Origin of the sequence: Arthrobacter sp. P2b, assembly GCF_900168295.1 — a bacterium.
Lineage (GTDB): Bacteria > Actinomycetota > Actinomycetes > Actinomycetales > Micrococcaceae > Arthrobacter.
The window spans coordinates 1-17,709 of the sequence record NZ_FVZL01000032.1; the positions used below are offsets into that span (position 1 = coordinate 1).

The 17,709-nt window shown below is 60.2% G+C and carries 15 protein-coding genes and 1 pseudogene; 3 read left to right on the plus strand and 13 right to left on the minus strand.

All coding sequences use genetic code 11. The features are described 5' to 3' along the window. A partial coding sequence (gene hxlB / locus B5520_RS22010; RefSeq protein WP_176156959.1) for a 6-phospho-3-hexuloisomerase occupies positions 1–479 on the minus strand: 479 nt, incomplete at its 3' end. Between the two features lie 533 nt (positions 480–1,012). Here hxlB (B5520_RS22010) and B5520_RS22015 point away from each other — a divergent pair. Both B5520_RS22015 and B5520_RS22020 read left to right on the plus strand, forming a co-directional pair. Continuing rightward, complete coding sequence (locus tag B5520_RS22015; protein WP_254865675.1) at positions 1,013–2,479, plus strand: APC family permease; 1,467 nt, start codon at positions 1,013–1,015, stop codon at positions 2,477–2,479. A gap of 175 nt (positions 2,480–2,654) precedes the next feature. Then, the gene (locus B5520_RS22020; protein ID WP_079599197.1) at positions 2,655–3,836 is read left to right on the plus strand and encodes a cation:proton antiporter; all 1,182 of its coding nucleotides are present in this window, start codon (positions 2,655–2,657) and stop codon (positions 3,834–3,836) included. A 74-nt stretch (positions 3,837–3,910) separates the two neighbouring features. Here the strand turns inward: B5520_RS22020 and B5520_RS22025 are convergent. The 12 genes and pseudogenes from B5520_RS22025 to B5520_RS22075 all read right to left on the minus strand — a co-directional run. Further along, a pseudogene (locus B5520_RS22025) lies at positions 3,911–5,125 on the minus strand (catalase); the annotation flags it as partial. A 5-nt stretch (positions 5,126–5,130) separates the two neighbouring features. Next, positions 5,131–6,624, minus strand: a complete 1,494-nt coding sequence (locus tag B5520_RS22030; RefSeq protein WP_079599198.1) for a glyceraldehyde-3-phosphate dehydrogenase — start codon at positions 6,622–6,624, stop codon at positions 5,131–5,133. Between the two features lie 115 nt (positions 6,625–6,739). Then, positions 6,740–6,913: a hypothetical protein gene (locus tag B5520_RS22880; protein WP_176156960.1), complete on the minus strand. Its 174-nt coding sequence runs from the start codon at positions 6,911–6,913 to the stop codon at positions 6,740–6,742. 149 nt (positions 6,914–7,062) lie between these two features. Further along, positions 7,063–7,722, minus strand: coding sequence for a DUF5134 domain-containing protein (locus tag B5520_RS22035; RefSeq protein WP_079599199.1), 660 nt, complete (start codon positions 7,720–7,722; stop codon positions 7,063–7,065). Positions 7,723–7,819: 97 nt separating this feature from the next. Then, positions 7,820–9,769: a primary-amine oxidase gene (locus tag B5520_RS22040; RefSeq protein WP_079599200.1), complete on the minus strand. Its 1,950-nt coding sequence runs from the start codon at positions 9,767–9,769 to the stop codon at positions 7,820–7,822. A gap of 364 nt (positions 9,770–10,133) precedes the next feature. Further along, positions 10,134–11,132, minus strand: a complete 999-nt coding sequence (locus B5520_RS22045) for a heme-dependent oxidative N-demethylase family protein (RefSeq protein WP_079599201.1) — start codon at positions 11,130–11,132, stop codon at positions 10,134–10,136. After that, entirely contained in the window at positions 11,129–12,109 is a 981-nt protein-coding gene (locus tag B5520_RS23205) for a PDR/VanB family oxidoreductase (RefSeq protein ID WP_079599202.1), read from the minus strand. The genes B5520_RS22045 and B5520_RS23205 overlap by 4 nt, the downstream gene beginning before the upstream one ends. Beyond that, positions 12,106–12,591 carry a dimethylamine monooxygenase subunit DmmA family protein gene (locus tag B5520_RS22055; RefSeq protein WP_079599203.1) on the minus strand — a complete coding sequence of 162 codons (486 nt, stop codon included), beginning with the start codon at positions 12,589–12,591 and terminating at the stop codon, positions 12,106–12,108. Before B5520_RS22055 ends, B5520_RS23205 begins: the two co-directional genes overlap by 4 nt. Before the next feature lie 9 nt (positions 12,592–12,600). Continuing rightward, positions 12,601–12,981, minus strand: a complete 381-nt coding sequence (locus B5520_RS22060; protein WP_079599204.1) for a cupin domain-containing protein — start codon at positions 12,979–12,981, stop codon at positions 12,601–12,603. A 508-nt stretch (positions 12,982–13,489) separates the two neighbouring features. Beyond that, positions 13,490–14,968 carry an APC family permease gene (locus B5520_RS22065; protein ID WP_079599205.1) on the minus strand — a complete coding sequence of 493 codons (1,479 nt, stop codon included), beginning with the start codon at positions 14,966–14,968 and terminating at the stop codon, positions 13,490–13,492. Between the two features lie 287 nt (positions 14,969–15,255). Beyond that, a complete protein-coding gene (locus B5520_RS22070; RefSeq protein WP_079599206.1) occupies positions 15,256–15,963 on the minus strand; it encodes a cache domain-containing protein in 708 nt (235 codons plus the stop codon). A gap of 161 nt (positions 15,964–16,124) precedes the next feature. Further along, complete coding sequence (locus B5520_RS22075) at positions 16,125–16,856, minus strand: FadR/GntR family transcriptional regulator (protein ID WP_254865676.1); 732 nt, start codon at positions 16,854–16,856, stop codon at positions 16,125–16,127. 374 nt (positions 16,857–17,230) lie between these two features. Between B5520_RS22075 and hxlB (B5520_RS22080) the strand changes: the two genes are divergently transcribed. Continuing rightward, positions 17,231–17,709, plus strand: a 479-nt coding sequence (hxlB, locus tag B5520_RS22080; RefSeq protein WP_176156961.1) for a 6-phospho-3-hexuloisomerase, incomplete at its 3' end; no start/stop codon positions are given.

Genomic DNA, 17,709 nt, shown 5'->3' on the forward strand with positions numbered 1-17,709 from the left:
TGGCGTGAAACGCTGGAGCCGTGGTCGGTTTTCTGGGCGGCGGGAATGATCACGACCGTGTCCGCGAGCCGGGCCAGCGGCGAGTCCGGGTTGGTGGTGAACGCGGCGATCCGCGCCCCGGCTTTCGATGCGGTCTCTGCTGACTTGACCACCCCGGAGGTCGTTCCGGACCCCGAAGCGACCAGCAGCAGGTCCCCGGAGCTGATCGCCGGAGTGGTGGTGTCACCGGCAATATGGACCGTCAGGCCCAGGTGCATCAGCCGCATCGCCGCCATCCGCAGGACCAGCCCGCTGCGCCCTGCCCCCGCGGCGAACACCCGGCCCGACTGGCCCAGCTGCGCGGCCAGGCCGGCCAGCTGCTGCTCATCGATCTTGGCCACCGTACCGGTGATCTCGTCCCCGACCAGGGACAGATTACGGACAATATCAACGTCCGTGCTGTACACGGCAGGCGCCGTGGTCGTTGTTGTAACACTCACGATAGGACCCCTCTCAAACTATCCAGGCACCGGGACCTATCACGCCCCGATGCATGCTTACTGGTTGACACCAACTATCCCCAACCAACCAACCACCCGAAACGCTGTTTTCTGACAGTTTTAACTACCCATAAGAGTGGGGATGGTGCCGCCGTGTCGCGTCGTCTGGACAGTGTCGTGGCCGCGACCACCCACCCAGGCCTTCACATAAGAAACTTTTAAAAAGGTCTGGACCAAATGATTTCTTGAGCGTAGTTTTGCTGTGGGATCAAACAAGTGACTCCGATCACACCAGAAGCGTTCTGAAGCAGCTCGGCTCCCCGTCTATGCGGGAGAAGGCCGAGGTTGTGACGGTCCTTTCCAGGAGCTACACCGACGTAGTGCGCTCTAAGCCTTCCCGAACCCCCCTTTGGTGCTTGGACGTTGCCATTCGCGGGGTCCCGCCTCATACGCACCGCCGGCCGCGGCAGTCGAGGCGCTAAAGATCACAAGACGTTCAGTCCATCAAAGGAGATGTCGTGAGTGAAAATCGTTTGGATGAAGCCGACCACCTGAAACGGTCGATCAACTGGAAGCAGGGTATGGCCATTGCACTGGGCGTGCCCTTGCTGATTCTGCCATCGTTGGGATACCTCCCGATGTACGTTTCCGCCGCAGCAATCCTTATCTGGGGAGTCTCGGTCCTTCAGGGCTTCATGCAGAACGCCGCCTACGCCGAAATGGCCACCGCCTTCCCCAAGGCCTCCGGCCTGCCAGGTTTTGCGCAGACTATATTCCGTACCGAGAACTACCGGGGAAAATACGACAAGGGCAAGCTGATCGGTGGCTTCACCGCCTGGAGCTACTGGTTTGGCTGGAACCCGATTCTGGCGATCTTCGCCATCCTGGTGGGCGGTTACCTGCATGGGCTGTTTCCCGCCTTGGGCGAGACCTTTACCGAGTATCAGCTCGCATTGCTGGCAGGCGCGGTGATTTTCGGTGGGCTGTTCGTCGTGAACTGGTTCGGCCTCAAGGACGGCGCCATCCTGGGTTACGTCCTGGCGGCTGTTTCGTTGATACCCCTCGTTGTCCTGGCCGTAGCACCTTTTGCCACCGGACATGTTGAGCTGGGTAACATCACCGGCAGTTGGTGGCCGACTGACTGGGCTTGGGATATGCACCATATCCTGATTCTTTTTGGCGTCTTCGGGATCGCACAGTGGAGTGCGTGTGCTTGGGAAACCGCAGCCATTTACGGCCCGGAATACAAGAACCCGTCCAAAGATGTTCCCAAAGCGCTGCTTGCCTGCGGCATCATCTGCCTCGTCCTGTATGTACTGCTGCAAACTGCAGTAATCGGCGTGCTGGGTGTTGAGGGCGTACAGGCCGAGTCGGTATCACCCCTGATTCCGGTCGCCCAAGCAGTGTTTGGCGAAGCCGGTTCCATCATCACCATCATCATGTTGATCGCCGCCATGGTCCTGATCATCCAGACGGCTTACCTGGGTTCTTCCCGGGCCATGCACTCCATGTCGGTCGAAGGAAACCTGCCCAAGGTCTTCGGAAAAACGAACCGTCAAGGCACGCCGTTTGTTGCCATGCTGGTCATCGGAGCCTTTAACCTGGTGCTCATTTCCATGGGGAACGCCGCCGCGATTCTTGCAGCCTCGGCAATCGGTTACACCTGCGCAAACGGCATCAGCCTGTTCGCGTACGTCCGGGCCAAGAAGCACCCGGCATTTGCAAACATCGAACGTCCCTTCAAAGCCCCCAAGGGCTGGAAAAACGTCGCCATGCTCTTTGGCCTGTTCAACGTCCCTTTGTGCCTGATCGGTGTGGTCTACCTGAACAGCCTGGAAATTGGCTGGACCTCAACCTGGGTCGGATTCCTCGTATTGGCGCTCTTTGTACCCATCTGGTTGTACACCCAGCGCGAATCGCGCCGCTCCAACGAGGAAGCAGTCAGTGTTTCAGCTTCAGATGATGACGACTCCGAAAGGGTTCTGGATCCTATTAGGTGATTCAACCCCCGGGATCCGTATCGAACCCCTCTTGAGCTGGACCTGAAATTCGGTCCCCGGCGCTGACGTCAACGCGCCGGGGACCGAAGCCATCTAACCCACCCTTTTCTGGCAGCTGTCAGTATCCATAACGGCCTAGATATTGAGCCGAACTTCTGCGACAGGAATAGAGGACATGGACCCGCTAGCCCTGGCCCTCATTGAACTGGGAGCCGTTGTGTTCTGCCTCGGCCTGTTGGCCCGGTTGGCGGGACGGATTGGAATGTCACCCATACCGCTGTACCTCCTGGGCGGGCTGGCCTTCGGAACGGGAGGCATTGTCGAGCTCGATGGCATGCACGAATTCGCGCACCTCTCCGCAGAGATCGGTGTCATTCTGCTGCTGCTTATGCTCGGGCTTGAATACACTGCGGCCGAGTTGCTCACCGGGCTCAAGGGGTCTTGGCAGGCCGGTGTCCTTGACCTCGTGCTGAACTTCCTGCCGGGGGCAGCGCTTGCCCTTTTCCTGGGCTGGGGACCCGTCGCTGCCATCGTCATGGGCGGCATCACCTACATCTCCTCATCGGGCATTGCAGCGAAAGTCATCACTGACCTTGGCAGGCTCGGCAACCCCGAAACGCGTGTGGTGATCTCAGTCCTGGTGTTTGAAGACCTGGCGATGGCTGTATATCTGCCCGTCCTCACCACCATTCTTGCCGGCGTAAGTTTCCTCGGCGGGCTCACAACCGTTGGTATAGCGCTGGTTGTGGTGAGCCTTGTCCTCATCGTTGCCCTCCGTCACGGACACCATGTCTCGAAAGCTGTCCATAGCGAAAACCCTGAAGTGTTTCTCCTGCACGTGCTCGGCGCAGCCCTGCTCGTTGCCGGAGCGGCATCAGCCATGCAGGTGTCCGCGGCGGTAGGGGCCTTCTTACTGGGTATCGCAATCTCCGGTGCGGCAGCGCACAACGCCAAGCGCATCCTGATGCCGCTGCGGGACCTGTTCGCCGCCATCTTCTTCGTGGCATTCGGGCTGAACACTGATCCCCGGTCCATTCCGCCGGTGCTTGCCTTGGCGCTCGTGCTGGCCCTCGTCACCACAGCCAGCAAAATGGCCACCGGCATTTGGGCTGCGAAGCGTGCAGGCATTGCCCTACCTGGGCGTTTCCGCGCCGGCGCGGCGCTCATCGCCCGCGGGGAGTTCTCCATCGTCATAGCTGGCTTGGCAGTAGCATCCGGATCAGTCGCCCAGGAACTGGCAGGCATGGCCACTGCCTACGTGCTGATCATGGCCGTGGTGGGACCCCTGGCGGCGCGCTACGTCGAGCCGCTGGTGAGAGCAATGCTGCCGCAGGAAAGCCTCGTTACCAAAGCGTAGGAGTGCAGGGACATAATCACAGCCCCGCCCGGGTTACCGTGCCCAGAACGTCGATGAGAGGCTCGCCCGATTCTCTAAAGGGCAGCCGAATCGATAGCGCCTTGGTTGTGAATTCCGAGGTTGGCGCGAAGTCTGGCGCCGAGTTCGGTATCAACGTTGGTCCAGTACTGGATGGCCCGTTCCTTGATGTCGGAGCGCTTGACGCCGCCCACGGCACCGGTGACGGTGTCCAGGAAGCGGGCCTTGGCGCCGTCGTCGTAAACCTCGCGGTACAGCGCGCCGGCCTGGACGAAGTCGCTGTCCTCGGCGTGCAGGCAGTGCGCCGCATGGGTCAGCCCGCCGTCGTTCTCCCAGCCTGCGGCCGGGTTCGGCGGCTCAGCGTACGCGTAGGAGAAGATGCGGGCCTGCAGCATCTTGTCCGGGGACGCGGCGATGCCGGGCACGAAGTTCGACGGCGCGAACGTGGCCTGCTCGATCTGCGCGAAATAGTTCTCCGGGTTCCGGTTCAGCTCCATGGTGCCCACCTTGATCAGCGGGTAGTCAGCGTGCGGCCACACCTTGGTGAGGTCGAACGGGTTGAAGCGGTAGGTCTTGGCATCCTCGTAGGGCATGACCTGGACGTGCAGGTCCCAGGACGGGAAGTTGCCGGCCTCGATGTTTTCGGACAGGTCGCGGATGTAGAAGTCCGCGTCCGAGCCGGCCAGGGCCTCGGCCTGCTCGCCGGTCATGGAGTTCACGCCTTGGTTGGACTTGAAGTGGTACTTGACCCAGAAGCGATCGCCTGCCGCGTTGATCCACTGGTAGGTGTGTGAGCCGTAGCCCTGCATTTCACGCCAGGAGGCGGGCAGCCCGCGGTCCCCCATCAGCCAGGTGACCTGGTGGGCGGACTCGGGGGACAGGGTCCAGAAGTCCCACTGCATGTCGGCGTCGCGCAGGTGCGTGCCCGGGAGCCGCTTCTGGGAGTGGATGAAGTCCGGGAACTTGATGCCGTCACGGATGAAAAACACCGGGGTGTTGTTGCCCACGAGGTCGTAGTTGCCCTCGGAGGTGTAAAACTTCACGGCGAAACCGCGGGGATCGCGCCAGATGTCCGGGGAGCCGTTCTCGCCTGCGACGGAGGAGAAGCGGATGAGCATCTCGGTCTCGACGCCGGGCTGCAGGAAGGCTGCCTTGGTGTAGGCCGAGATGTCCTCGGTGGTCTTGAACGTGCCGAATGCGCCGCCGCCCTTGGCGTGCACTACGCGCTCCGGAACCCGCTCGCGCTTGACCTGAACGAGCTTTCCCATCAGGGTTGTTAGGCCGAGCCCAGCGCGGCGAGCACCGACATGGCTTCTTTCACGACGTCCGTCGCCGGGAAGGAAGGCCGCTTGATTCCGGCCATCTCCTCCATCACGCGGACAACCTGGCAGCTGTAGCCGAATTCGTTGTCATACCAGACGTACACAACCAGGTTCTTGTCCGTGGACACCGTCGCGAGGCCGTCCACGGTGCCGGCACGACGGGAACCAACGAAATCGGTGGAGACCACCTCGGGTGAGTCGATGTAGTCAATTTGCATGCGCAGGTCCGAGTGCAGCGACATGCCACGCAGGTAATTGTTGACCTCGTCCTTGGTGGTTCCGTTTTCCAGGGTCAGGTTCAGGATGGCCAGCGAAACATCCGGGGTGGGGACGCGGATGGAGCTGCCGGTGAGCTTGCCGAGCAGCTCGGGCAGCGCCTTGGCCACGGCCTTGGCAGCACCGGTCTCGGTGATCACCATGTTCAAGGCAGCGGACCGGCCCCGGCGGTCGCCCTTGTGGAAGTTGTCGATCAGGTTCTGGTCGTTAGTGAATGAGTGGACCGTCTCCACATGTCCCTGGACAACGCCGAACCTGTCATTGAGGGCCTTCAGGACCGGGGTGATGGCGTTGGTGGTGCAGGACGCCGCGGACACGATCTGGTCGGTGTCTTCAATGGTGCCGTGGTTGATGCCGTGGACGACGTTCTTTAGCTCGCCCTTGCCCGGAGCGGTCAGCAGGACCCGTGCAACACCTTTGCTCTTCAAGTGCTGCGACAGGCCTTCGGCGTCACGCCAACGCCCGGTGTTATCGACCAGCAGCGCGTCCCTGATGCCATAGGCGGTGTAATCAATGGTGGCCGGATCATTCGAGTAGATCACTTGGATCCGGACTCCGTTGGCGGTGATGGTGTCGGCTTCCTCGTCGACGCGGATGGTGCCCTGGAAGGAGCCGTGGACCGAGTCGCGGCGCAACAGGCTGGCCCGTTTCAACAGGTCGTTGTCGGACCCTCGTCGGACCACGATGGCGCGCAGCCGCAGGCCGTGCCCGCCGCCGGCCTGTTCGATCAGGAGGCGGGCCAGGAGCCGGCCGATCCGGCCGAAGCCGTATAGGACGACGTCGGTGCTGGTGCGGTCGTCGCCGTCGCGCTTGCCGACGATCCCGGCAAGTTCGGTGCGGAGGAATTCTTCCAGCGTTGCGCCGTTGCCCTCTTCCTTGAACTTCTGGTTCAGCCGGGCGATGTCGATCGCGGCCGCCCCAAGCTCCAGCTCTGCCAGGCAGTTAAGCAACGGGGCAGTCTCCTCCAGGAGCAACTCCTCCTTCGTGACACGGCGGGCGAAGCGGTGGGCTTTGAGGATGTTCACAGGCGACTCATTGATCAGGCTCCGGCCATGGATGCTGGTCACCACGTCGCTTTCGCGGTACAGCCGGCCGATCACCGGAACCATGGCCTCGGCGAGGGCCTCCCGGCCCATCCAGGTGTCAAGGGAAGAATCTGAAGTTTGTCGCATCGTGCTGCCTTTCCAAAGGGGTCGGTCTGTCGCCCGATGGGAACCTGACCGGAGATGTAAAAATGCCCTCTGAACCCTTCGTCTTGGTTTAAGAGCCGCCACAGTCTTGCCAGGGTTAGGTGAGGTTGGACTGCCGCAGCCACAACTGCTGCAGTTTAGATACAGCTGCCAACTGATCTTCGCTGAGGCCTACACCCGTATCGGTGATCCTGCGTAGAACAAGAAGGACGTTTCCGTTGATGGTTTCGCTGTATTTTGCTTGGGCAGGTTCCGTGATTGCCGCAGTCACTTCGCGCCTCCTGGGGATGGGCTTAGCATCCATCGTCCCGCCGTTAATGGGTGGGAGAAATCCCAATTTGGAACTGTTTAAACTATCTCTTCGGGTGGGTAGTTCACGCCTTATACCGCTCAGGGAGGGCATAGCGTTGCTTGTGGCAGTTATGCCGTCATGGTCGCGAACATCAGAGCCATGACCATGGCGCCCAACGCTTCGAGCGCGTGCTCGGAACGGTTGAAGAAGCGGGAGGATGCCGTGTGGAGGGGGCTCCTGATCGCCCGGCCCCGCACGAGCATGACGAGGAAAACGACCGCTGCGGCTCCGAAGCAGACTGTGAGCAGCATCGCCAGCATGGGCGTCGGATCGGTTGCAGCCGTTGCTGCTGCGCTGTTGTTTACCGCTGCCATGCCGTGATGGGCATGCGACACGGGTGTTACGGCTGCCGAAGCGGATGTATTTCCGGGCGAGGACCCGGGAGTCATCATCGCGATCATGAGGGCCGCACCCGCCATGGAGAGGCTGTGATAAACACATTTGACGCGGCCTTGGCCGCTCGCGCAGAGCGTCATGAATTCCGGCCGGGCGACTGCCTGAATGACAAACCACAATGCCGCACCGCTCAGGACTGCGATCTGCGCCAGCATGGTTGACGGCACCAGATTCCACAGCATTGCAGCCATCAGGACGTTCATCAGGGCATGGAGGGCCTTATTGATCCGGTCGGTACGCTGGCGGGACTTTGCCGCCTGCAGGGAGTAGTAACATCCGCTCAGCAGCAGGACTGCCGTGAGGGTCCAGGTAATTGCCGGAATAGTGAACACACTTATCACGCTTTCCCTACTGGGTTCGGGTAGAGGAAAGGCGGTCCCCGGTGCTGCTGTCACAGCACGGGGACCGCCTTTTAGTGTTGACCGTCAGTTACGAGTGGGATGCGTGCCCCTCTCCTGCACTGCAGTGGCCGCTGGTGGCCTCGATCTTGCTGGGGAGGTTCAAGGTGGGGTTCTGGTCGAAGAAGCCGTGGGGTTCGAGCATGAACCCGATGTTCTGGCGGGGCATGATGGGCCAGTCTTCGAGCCGGACGACGTGGTGCATGCCGAAGGTGTACCAGACCACGAGGTCCTGATCGACGATGTTCCGGTCCTTTTCGGTCCAGATGTGCAGGCCGTCGTCCGCGCCGGTGGCCTGGTTGGGGAACTCGCCGGCGGCGAAGCGTTCGGTCCGGTCGTAGGCGGTGACCCACAGGTTGTTGCGGGCAAACTGCGCACGCTTGCTCACGTAGGATTCGTCACCGGCGGCAAGCTGGATGCCGTCGGTGGGGATCAGGCGGTAGGCCACCGGTTCGTCCACGAGGTTCCTGCTGTCGTGGTTGGCGATCTTCCAGAAGCGGTGCTTGGAGGAGTCGGTCTTCCGGATGGCCTTCTGCTCGGTTTCCAGGAGCCGGTCCACTGCCTTGAACAGGGTGTGGGTCGGGTTGTCCTCGGGGATTTCCATGTCCACTTCGTAGACGGCGTTCTTCGGGCCGTCCACTTCGAAGTCCATGCGGACGTTGAACATGTGCTGGTGGATCGGGGCGTAGAGCCCGTCGTTGTTCAGCGTCTGCCCGTACGGGCTCTTTTCACCCGGCTTCTGGCCGGCGGTGGAGAGGATGCCGGTGGCCTTGACCAGGAACTCGATGCTGCCATCGAGGAAGAGGTGCCAGTAGAAGGCGTACTCGTAGTTGGCAACAGTGGCGATGAAGGAGATTACGAGCTTGCGGCTGCGCCGAGTTTCGGTGGTGCCTTCACGGAAATCGAAGTGCTTCCACAGGATGCTGTCGTCTTCCTCATGCATGCAGATCGCGTTTTCGATCGTCAGCGGGTTGCCGAGGCTGTCGGTGGTGATGCCATCGAAGTACTTGATCTCGCCGGTGCAGTCACAGCCCAGGGTGAGGGAGTTCGCCATATTGCCGATGTTGTATTCACCGGAGTCGAAAGCGTTCTTCTTGGCCTGGACGGGGGCGCTGTCACCGTACGGGACAACCATTTCGGACAGCGAGGCGCGGTTGATGACGGGACGCTCGACGCCCTTGTTCCGGAACTTCAGCTGGTGCAGGACCAAGCCTTCACGGGGCGTGAACCCCACCCGGAAGGACCAGTCGGCCCACTGGACGTGGTTTCCGGTCACCGTGAAGGACGCGCCTTCGGGCTGGGTGATGGAGATCGGCTTGAGGTCGGTGCGGGCCGGTCCGACGTACTTGGGCAGGTAGTTGCCGCTGGCGCTCGGGACCGGGATGGCCTGATCGTCCTGGAGCTGTACAACCTCGCCGGAGTTCAGGTCCACGATGACGATGAAGTTCTCGATCGGGTGTGCGTAGGGGCTGTCATCAGCCTCTTCGCGGACGAAGACCAGGGCACGCATCAGGCGGCGGCCTTCGTTGTCTTCACCGAAGTAGCCGACGGACCACGGTTCGAAGCAGACCAGGTCCATGTTGGTGATGCCGCGCTTGGCAAGGGCAGCCTGGACCTCGGGGTTCTTCCGGCACGCCTCTTCACCCTCGGCGAACTCGTCGAGCATGAAGGGCGGGTGAACGTTGGCGGCCAGCTGTGTCCACTTCGAGACGATGCCCGAATCAAGATCCACGATCGCTTCGTAGGCGCGGCCCTCGGCGCGGTTGACCAGGACAGCGTCTGCTTCACGGACCGTCGCCGCGCCGGTCCGAAGCAATTCCTTGTCCGGCTCGCGCAGCTCAACGCTGATGAAGCGGAACGACTCAGCCGCGGCCGGACCATCCTTCAGGATGGCAGATGCCCGGGAGATCTCCTCACGGGACAACGGATCGAGCGGATGCGAAACCTTGACGACGGCGTCAGTTTCAGTGTTGAGAGTCATGGTTTTCTCCTTGATTCTTGGTTCAGGACGAGGATGTCTGAGGCTGGGAGCCAGAGTGCTCGGTGACATGGCCGGAATGTGGCAGTTTTTTAGCGACCGCCCATGTGTTGGAGACCTGAGGGGGAAGCGGTGTGTGGCTGCAGAGGACCTGTAACCTCCCAGGTGTTGCAGCCGCATCCCTTCGATTTTGGAAGGGCAGCAAAGCTCTTCACTGAACTCTGCTGAGGGTGATGCGGATCACCTTTTCCCCTTGCAGTTAGGCTACGCGAACTAAAACATCTAGTCCAGCCTTTTTTATTTTTATTTTGTTGCGTTCTGCGTCTATCTATTTGATGCCGTTGTTCACGGCACTCAGCAGCGCAATTTAGCCGGCCAGCAGCCACTCCGAGGCAGCCTTGCGGTAGCGGATAATGCCTTTGTACTCGGCCATGTCGTCTGGAAGTTCGGCCAGGACATGGCCGAGCTTTTCCCGCCAGGCAGGTACTTTGGCGATGTCAGACAGGGGCAGGAGGTAGCTGCGGATCAGGAACAGCAGCACTCCGCTGTGGGGGAGTCTTATCAGGTGCTGAACTTCCACGCGGAGGTGGAGTTTATCGGGCATGGCAGGATCAGTGGCGATGGTTGCGCGGTCAGGACCCCACTCCGGGTACGTTTCGGTGGAGGTGTCCAGACGTTGTCCGACGGTCATGGTCCAGTTCGTGCGGCGGAACTGTTCACCAGGTTGCAGGGCCAGAAGGAATTTCTCGGCGCGGCTGACGATATTTTCTTCCTTGACGCGCGGGACAGGGCCGTGGATTTCGAGGAAGTTCATGCCGACGTCAAAGTTGAAGGACCAGTCAGCGGCAAACGTGACCAGGCCGGCGTCGAGCCACATGGTGTTGTCGCGGACGTCAAGCAACACGATGTCGTCCTGGATCTGGGTGCCCAGGAACCTCAGCGGCCCTCCGGGCAAGGAGTCGTCTTCGCCGACCGTGAATTCCACGTCGAGGTTTTGGAGGCCGTTGTGCCAGCGGCAGTGGTTGCCTTCGCGGTGGAAGGACATGAGATCCGGGTAATCCGCAGCCATGGCGGGCAGCAGGGTGGCCAGGGTGTCCCACGCGGCTGAGCGCATGTGAGGCAGCACCTTCATGCGTGAGGGGTCACGGGTGAGGATCTGCTCGCGTTGAGCGATTTCCTCGTGGTAGTTCTCATCGATATCTATAAGCCCGGTGCCCCAGGACCCTGCTTCTGTTGTGACGTTCTTGTGCGCTGGTTCCACGTTGGCGCTGTAGCGGTACTGGTTGGCGGCAAAAGGAAATGGAAAGCGCCGGATCCTTTCCGGCAGTACAGCGGTGTCAGGATTCCGCTCGGTAGTGATACTCACAGGTCCAACTCCAATTCTGGATCGTTGCTACGCGAAACGCAGCACATCATTGTGGTGTTCGCAGCCTTTTCCTCGTCGGACAGGTAAAGGTCCCGGTGCTGGGGAGCTCCTTTGAGAACCGGCAGAACGCATTCTCCGCAGATACCTTTACGGCACATGTTCGGAATGCGCCTGCCCGCGTTTTCAAGTGTCTCGAGCAGCGAAACGCCTGCCGGGACTTCCAGGCGAACGCCGCTGCGGGCCAGGTTCACCGTGAAAGGTTCTCCCGCGTCCAGTTCGGCCGAGCCAAAGGCCTCGGAATGCAGCCGGGCAGACGACCAGCCCAGCTCACGAGCCTGGTCCAGGACTGAGTCCATGAAAGCGAGGGGCCCGCAGACGTAAAGGTGGGTTCCCAGGCTCTGGGTTGTCAGTGCGTTGCTGAGGACATGCTGGAATGTCTTGCGGTCGGCGCATTCGGTCAGGGCCTCCCCCAGTAGTTCCCTCGCTTCCTCCACATGGGCACCGGCACCAGGGCGGTAGACGTAGATCAGGGATGACGTCGTGCCGCGGTCGGCCGCCGCCTGGGCGTGCGAAAGAATAGGGGTAATGCCAATTCCTGCAGCAATCAGGAGATTGTGCGTGGCTGTGGACACGGGTGCAAAAGCGCTTCGGGGCCGCGAAACGAATAGCCGGTCCCCCACCTCGAGCCGGTGCATGGCGACAGAACCGCCGGCTCCGTCCTCCACTCGGAGTACCGAGATCGTGTATTCGGTTGGGGCGTTGCCGGAACCCGTGAGGGAATAAGCGTTTACGCCCTCATCGCCGTACTGAACCACAAGGTGGCTGCCGGGGACATAGGACGGAAGGATTCGTCCGGAGGGGTCCGCGAGAGTGATGCTGACAATCGAGTTGGTCTGGCGAACGACCTTCGTCACCTCCAGCTGGAGGCCTCCCTCCACGGCCGGATGGGTACTGATCGGGAGTGCCGTGATAGTCATGCTGCCTCCTCGGCATGGGCTGAATACCCGAGGTACGCGCCGAGCCGGCGCGAGAAGTGGTCAGTGATTGCCAAGTTGGTGGTGCATCCCCCGCACTGCACCTCCGAGCCCGCTTGCCGGGTGGTGGCGGTTGTAGCGCGGCAATGCGGACAGTAAATAACGCGGGGACCCACCTGGTGAGCCAAGAGGGTTACCTCGGCTTCCAGCAGTCCACACTCCGCTGCGGCGGCTGCAGCAGCACGGGTGTCTGCGGGCGGACCGGCGACGACCAGGCGCACCCCGACGTGTGTGTGTGCAAGTGCTGAGCGCAGCTCGGAAAGGGTTTCGGTTGTTGCAGATTCAAAATGAAGGTCGTACCGGGGCTGGCCACCGGTGTCGTATCCCGCGGTGTCATCTGATGCCCCAAACGAGACACGGATGACACCGCGGAAACCCGGTTCCAGGCCGATACCAGCTGCCGGCGGCATGGGCACGGAACGCACGATCAGTCCTTACGGGGCGAAGGAACGGTGGCCGGTGAAGAACCCGAGACCATATTCAGGGGTCTCAAACTTCACGGTGGTGCCCTTTGGGAAGAACAGCACATCGCGCTCCTTGGCGTGCGTTACCTCACCGGTGGACTGATCGGTCAGGATGAACTCACCCTGGACAACAACCTTCATCTCGTCATACGTGTACGTGTACACCAAAGGCTCCGAAGCCTTCAGCTCGAAAAAGCCTGCGCTCATGACCGAACCCTCGGGATTGTGGAGCGAATCACCGATCGCAGCTACCGTTCCGGGTTCGTTCATCGACGGCAAGCCAACGTAGCCACCTTCCACCTTGTGGATGGAGCCTGCCTTGCTAAGTGTTCCTGTGAGTTGGATTTCCATGGTTTCTCCTATGAATACCGTTGGGAATTGTTCTCTGTCGCATACGGGACAGCGCTACGAAAGAGTTGGAATGCCCTTTGTTGACGTGGGGAAGGGATCGTCGCAAACCCGGGGGCTGTTCCCCATTTGCTTGAGGATTCGAACACCGGGCTCCACGCTGAACTCTTCTGGATTGTGTGATGCGAGTCACTGCGTGCGTCCCACTAGTAAAGCTACGCCTGCTAATACATCTAGTCCAGACTCTTTTTGAAAAAAGTTTAATAAGACGTTTCATTTGCGTTCTTTCGCGCGTTGGCCGGCGCTCGGCCAAGGCCAGCCACACCACGGGGATCAAAGACAGGAAGGCAGGCCGGATTGACCGGCCTGCCTTCCGTCCTCTTCGATGCCATCCAGCGATGCGAGTCGGCCCTGGTATCAGCTCCTGCATCGGAGGGCCGTCGTTTCAACCGACGGCAGTATTAGCCCAACAGCGGGCTCCAAGGCGCGCCGCAGTCGGGTGACCCGCTTTTCAGGATGGAAGCATGTCCAGATCTTCCGCACCGCGTTCAGAGGCGGGTGCATAGGGTAACGAGCTGATAGGCGTCTTGGATCGCCGCTGCGTGTACAGCCAGATCGGTATGTACGATGCCAACACGATGAAGCCAACCCACGTCGGCGTCCATCCGATCTCAAGGCTGTTAAGGTAGACCACACCAATCAGGCACAGGGGCAGATTGAACAGGCCGAAAAGCACGGCTACGTTCTTCCACCCTCTGGGAGCTTTGAAAGGCCGTTCCAAGGCGGCAAAGGCGGGGTGCTTTTTGGCCCGTACGTAGGCGAACAAGCTGATGCCATTTGCGCAGGTGTATCCGATGGCGGATGCGGCAACGATCGCTGCCGGGCTGCCCATCAGGATAAGGACCAAGTTGAAGGCAGCGATAATCAGCATGGCGACAAATGGCGTCCCGTGCCGGTTGGTTCTGCCCAGGGATTTGGGGAGGTTGCCTTCCATTGCCATGGAATGCATGGCACGGGAAGAGCCGAGGTAAGCGGTTTGTATGATGAGCACCATCGCCGCAATCAACATGATAATGGTGACCATGGAGCCAGCCTGGCCGAAGACAACCTGTGCCACCGGAATCAGAGGCGAAACAGGCTGGTCGAGGACACCTTCGACGCCGAGCACACCGATTACTGCGGCCTGCACCAGTACGAACGAGAAAAAGCATATGGTGCCGCAGGCGAAAAGTGCTCTTGAGACATCCTTCGCTGGATTTTTGTATTCAGGACCGTAGATCGCTGCAGTCTCCCAGGCGCAGGCGCTCCATTGCGCGATGGCAAAGATGCCCAGGAGGATCAGGATGTGGTGCATATCCCAAGCCCAGTCTTGCGGAAGCCAGCTGCCCGTGATGTTGACCAGGTCAACATGCCCGGTAGCAAAGGGGGCAACAGTCAGGACGATCAGCGGGATGACGGAGAACGCCCCCAAAATGTACCCAAGAATGGCGCCGTCCTTCAGGCCAAACCAGTTCACTGTGAACAATCCGGTAAAGACCACCAGGCCTGTCATCAGGGCGAGCTGGTTTTCGGTAAATAGCTCGCCCAGTGCAGGGAAAAGCCCATGAAGGTAACTGCCCACCAGGATGGAAAAGATTGCCAGTACTGGCGTCCAAGCGAACCAGTAGCTCCATGCGCTGAAGCCGCCAAGCAGCTTGCTCTTGTCGTATTTACCCCGGTAGTTTTCGCTGCGGAATACATGCTGCGCGAAACCGGGAAGGCCAGAGGCCTTGGGAAACGCCGTGGCCATCTCAGCGTAGGCGGCATTCTGGAAGAACCCTTGAATGACCGATAGCCCCCAGATCAGGATGGCCGCCGCCGACAGGTACATAGGAAGGTAACCCAGTGAGGGCAGAATCAGCAGTGGTACACCCAGCGCAATGGCCAGGCCCTGCTTCCAGTCAATCGACCTTGCCAGGTGATCGGCTCCATCCAAACGATTTTCACTCATAAGAGCCTCCTGGATTCAGTACTACGCTGTACGTATCGGGGATTGCCGGGTGTGGGGCCCAGCGGAAGACAGGCGGGAGTGGTTCCCGTTGACTGTGAACGAAACGAATGCCATGAGCGCGGGAATGCACCGCTAGCCCTGCGATGAAGGTGAAGGCGTCGACGGGCCGCCCGTGGCGCTCTGTGATACACATCACTTACAGGTTACAGGCAAATAGATGCAGTTCAACAGGTTAAACAACAACTAGCTGTCTATGCTGGCCGCCTCTTTCCTGGTTTCAAGGACGGCTAAGTGGCGTAAACCAGTGAAAGTCCTAAGTGGGGAACGTTCAGAGCCACTCGGTGCTCGTTGTGGGCTCCGGGTTTGATCCGCTCGCCCACCAGGTACATTCCCGAGTTGCCGAGAATGACGCGATTACTGGAGTTGATGAGGGCGGCATCGGCAGGGATCGCCCGCAAGGTGGGCATGATGAGCGGCTCCAGGTCCTTGATCCGGATGTCGCAACCGGTGACGCCAATAAACTTCCCATGGGTGTAGACCGGTGAGGTGAACGTCAGAACGTATTCCTCGAAGCCCAGATAATCTATATATGGCCCCCAGACCGTCTGCTCACCCGTGGAAGCGGCGATGGAGAAAAACGGCAGCTTTTCGTAGTCGTAGTACCGGTTACTGCCAGGGGTCCGGTCGGCATCCAGTCTTTCCATGGAGCCGTCGTTCTTCCGGAACCACCACTCCAAAGCCCGGCCGCCCTCCTCAGCAAAGTCGCCAGCGAAAAAGGTTCCTGCTCCGACGGCAAAAGAGTTTTTCCCCAGGAATTCGCGTGCAAGGTCATCCAGTCCAACCAGTGCAGCTTTGCTGACCTTGGACCTGCCGGCGAGGTTCTCTTCAAGCAGCGAGGCAACCTTCACGGAAAGTTCTCCGATCTCGGTTGAAACGCTGCCAATCCAGGCAGTGAGGGTGTCGGCAGCAGGTACGACGTCATTGTCGGTGATCATTGTGCATCCTGAATTGATTCCACGTCCCCACACGGGTGTTGCGGCTAGATGAAGTTATTCGATCTGATTGGCTCAAGTGCCGAGTCCAATCTTTCCCGGATGAACCTGGCTACTGCCAAGACCGATCCAAGTCTTTAGGGATGAGCGTAACGGGTCAAATGCTACGACGAGGAGGCTTTTGCACTCTCCGTGGACGCAGCGTAACTCAGGGTAAGTTTCGTGTCGATCAGATGGAAGATATTTCGCTTGATGTGCGCAAGAACCAGCCTCTGAGCCCTCTCAGGTTGATCTTGGGCTATTGCACGGACCAGCTCCAGATGCTCAGCAGCTGCCGCTTCGGGATCAAGCGATGCGGCGAGGGGTGTCCACAGTTGTTGGACCGTTTCTTGCTGCAGCCGGATTTCGGCATTGGCAAGCCTGGGTGACTGCGCGGATACAGCCAATTCAATGTGAAATCGGCTGTCGGCAGGCGCGCGCACTTCTGGCGTTGTTGCCAAAACCAGCGCCCGGCCAAGTTCCTGCAGGCGGTCAAAGTCATGAGCTTCCGCGCGCTCACAGGCCAGACGGACGGTCGCTGCGGCTATAGCGGAATGTTCGTCCCCGATGTCACGTATTTCTGAAATCGATGTCGAGAGAAACCACTCGCGAATGGTGTCGGTCTGGGTAGGGGGCTGGCTGACGATGAACGTTCCGCCGCTCCGGCCCCGGCGCGTCTCGACAACGCCCTGTTCCCTGAGTTCAGACAGCGCTTCCCGAAGGGTCGCACCTCCCACACCGAACATCTCTGAGAGTGACGCTTCGGAGGGCAAGCGCTCACCGACTTTGAGAAGTCCTAAGCCGATTGCCTTGGAGATTCTTTCGACAATCGCATCGGCCCTCTCAATTTCCGGCAAGGACCGGTAGATCTGTGACTGGAATGAGGTTGGCGAGGCCAAAAGTCTGCGCTCCGAAATGGGTTTACGTTTCGCTCAATAGTAACCAGTCATACCAGCACATTGAGAGTTTTTCCCTTTTATCAAAATCTTTCAGCTTCCCGCCCACGCTGCCGGGATCGAAGCGAACGTGGTGCTGACAAGCAGCTGCATGCACAGCGCGGACCGGAACGTTGTTGCGCCCTCTTACCGCCCCTGTTCTTTTGGGTAGTTAAAACTGTCAGAAAACAGCGTTTCGGGTGGTTGGTTGGTTGGGGATAGTTGGTGTCAACCAGAAAGCATGCATCGGGGCGTGATAGGTCCCGGTGCCCGGATAGTTTGAGAGGGGTCCTATCGTGACTGTTGCAACAACATCCACGGCGCCTGCCGTGTACAGCACGGACGTTGATATTGTCCGTAATCTGTCCCTGGTCGGGGACGAGATCACCGGTACGGTGGCCAAGATCGATGAACAGCAGCTGGCTGGCCTGGCCGCGCAGCTGGGCCAGTCCGGCCGGGTCTTCGCCGCAGGGGCCGGGCGCAGCGGCCTGGTCCTGCGGATGGCGGCGATGCGGCTGATGCACCTGGGCCTGACGGTCCACATCGCCGGTGACACCACCACTCCGGCGATCAGCTCCGGGGACCTGCTGCTGGTCGCTTCCGGGTCGGGAACGACTTCCGGGGTGGTCAAGTCAGCAGAGACCGCATCGAAAGCCGGGGCGCGGATCGCCGCGTTCACTACCAACCCGGACTCGCCGCTGGCCCGGCTCGCGGACACGGTCGTGATCATTCCCGCCGCCCAGAAAACCGACCACGGCTCCAGCGTTTCACGCCA

Coding starts and splice junctions, on each gene's coding strand:
- B5520_RS22065 (WP_079599205.1), bottom strand. CDS start 14,968: ATGAGTGAAAATCGTTTGGATGGAGCCGATCACCTGGCAAGGTCGATT.
- B5520_RS22030 (WP_079599198.1), bottom strand. CDS start 6,624: ATGCGACAAACTTCAGATTCTTCCCTTGACACCTGGATGGGCCGGGAG.
- B5520_RS22040 (WP_079599200.1), bottom strand. CDS start 9,769: ATGACTCTCAACACTGAAACTGACGCCGTCGTCAAGGTTTCGCATCCG.
- B5520_RS23205 (WP_079599202.1), bottom strand. CDS start 12,109: ATGACTATCACGGCACTCCCGATCAGTACCCATCCGGCCGTGGAGGGA.
- B5520_RS22070 (WP_079599206.1), bottom strand. CDS start 15,963: ATGATCACCGACAATGACGTCGTACCTGCTGCCGACACCCTCACTGCC.
- B5520_RS22060 (WP_079599204.1), bottom strand. CDS start 12,981: ATGGAAATCCAACTCACAGGAACACTTAGCAAGGCAGGCTCCATCCAC.
- B5520_RS22020 (WP_079599197.1), top strand. CDS start 2,655: ATGGACCCGCTAGCCCTGGCCCTCATTGAACTGGGAGCCGTTGTGTTC.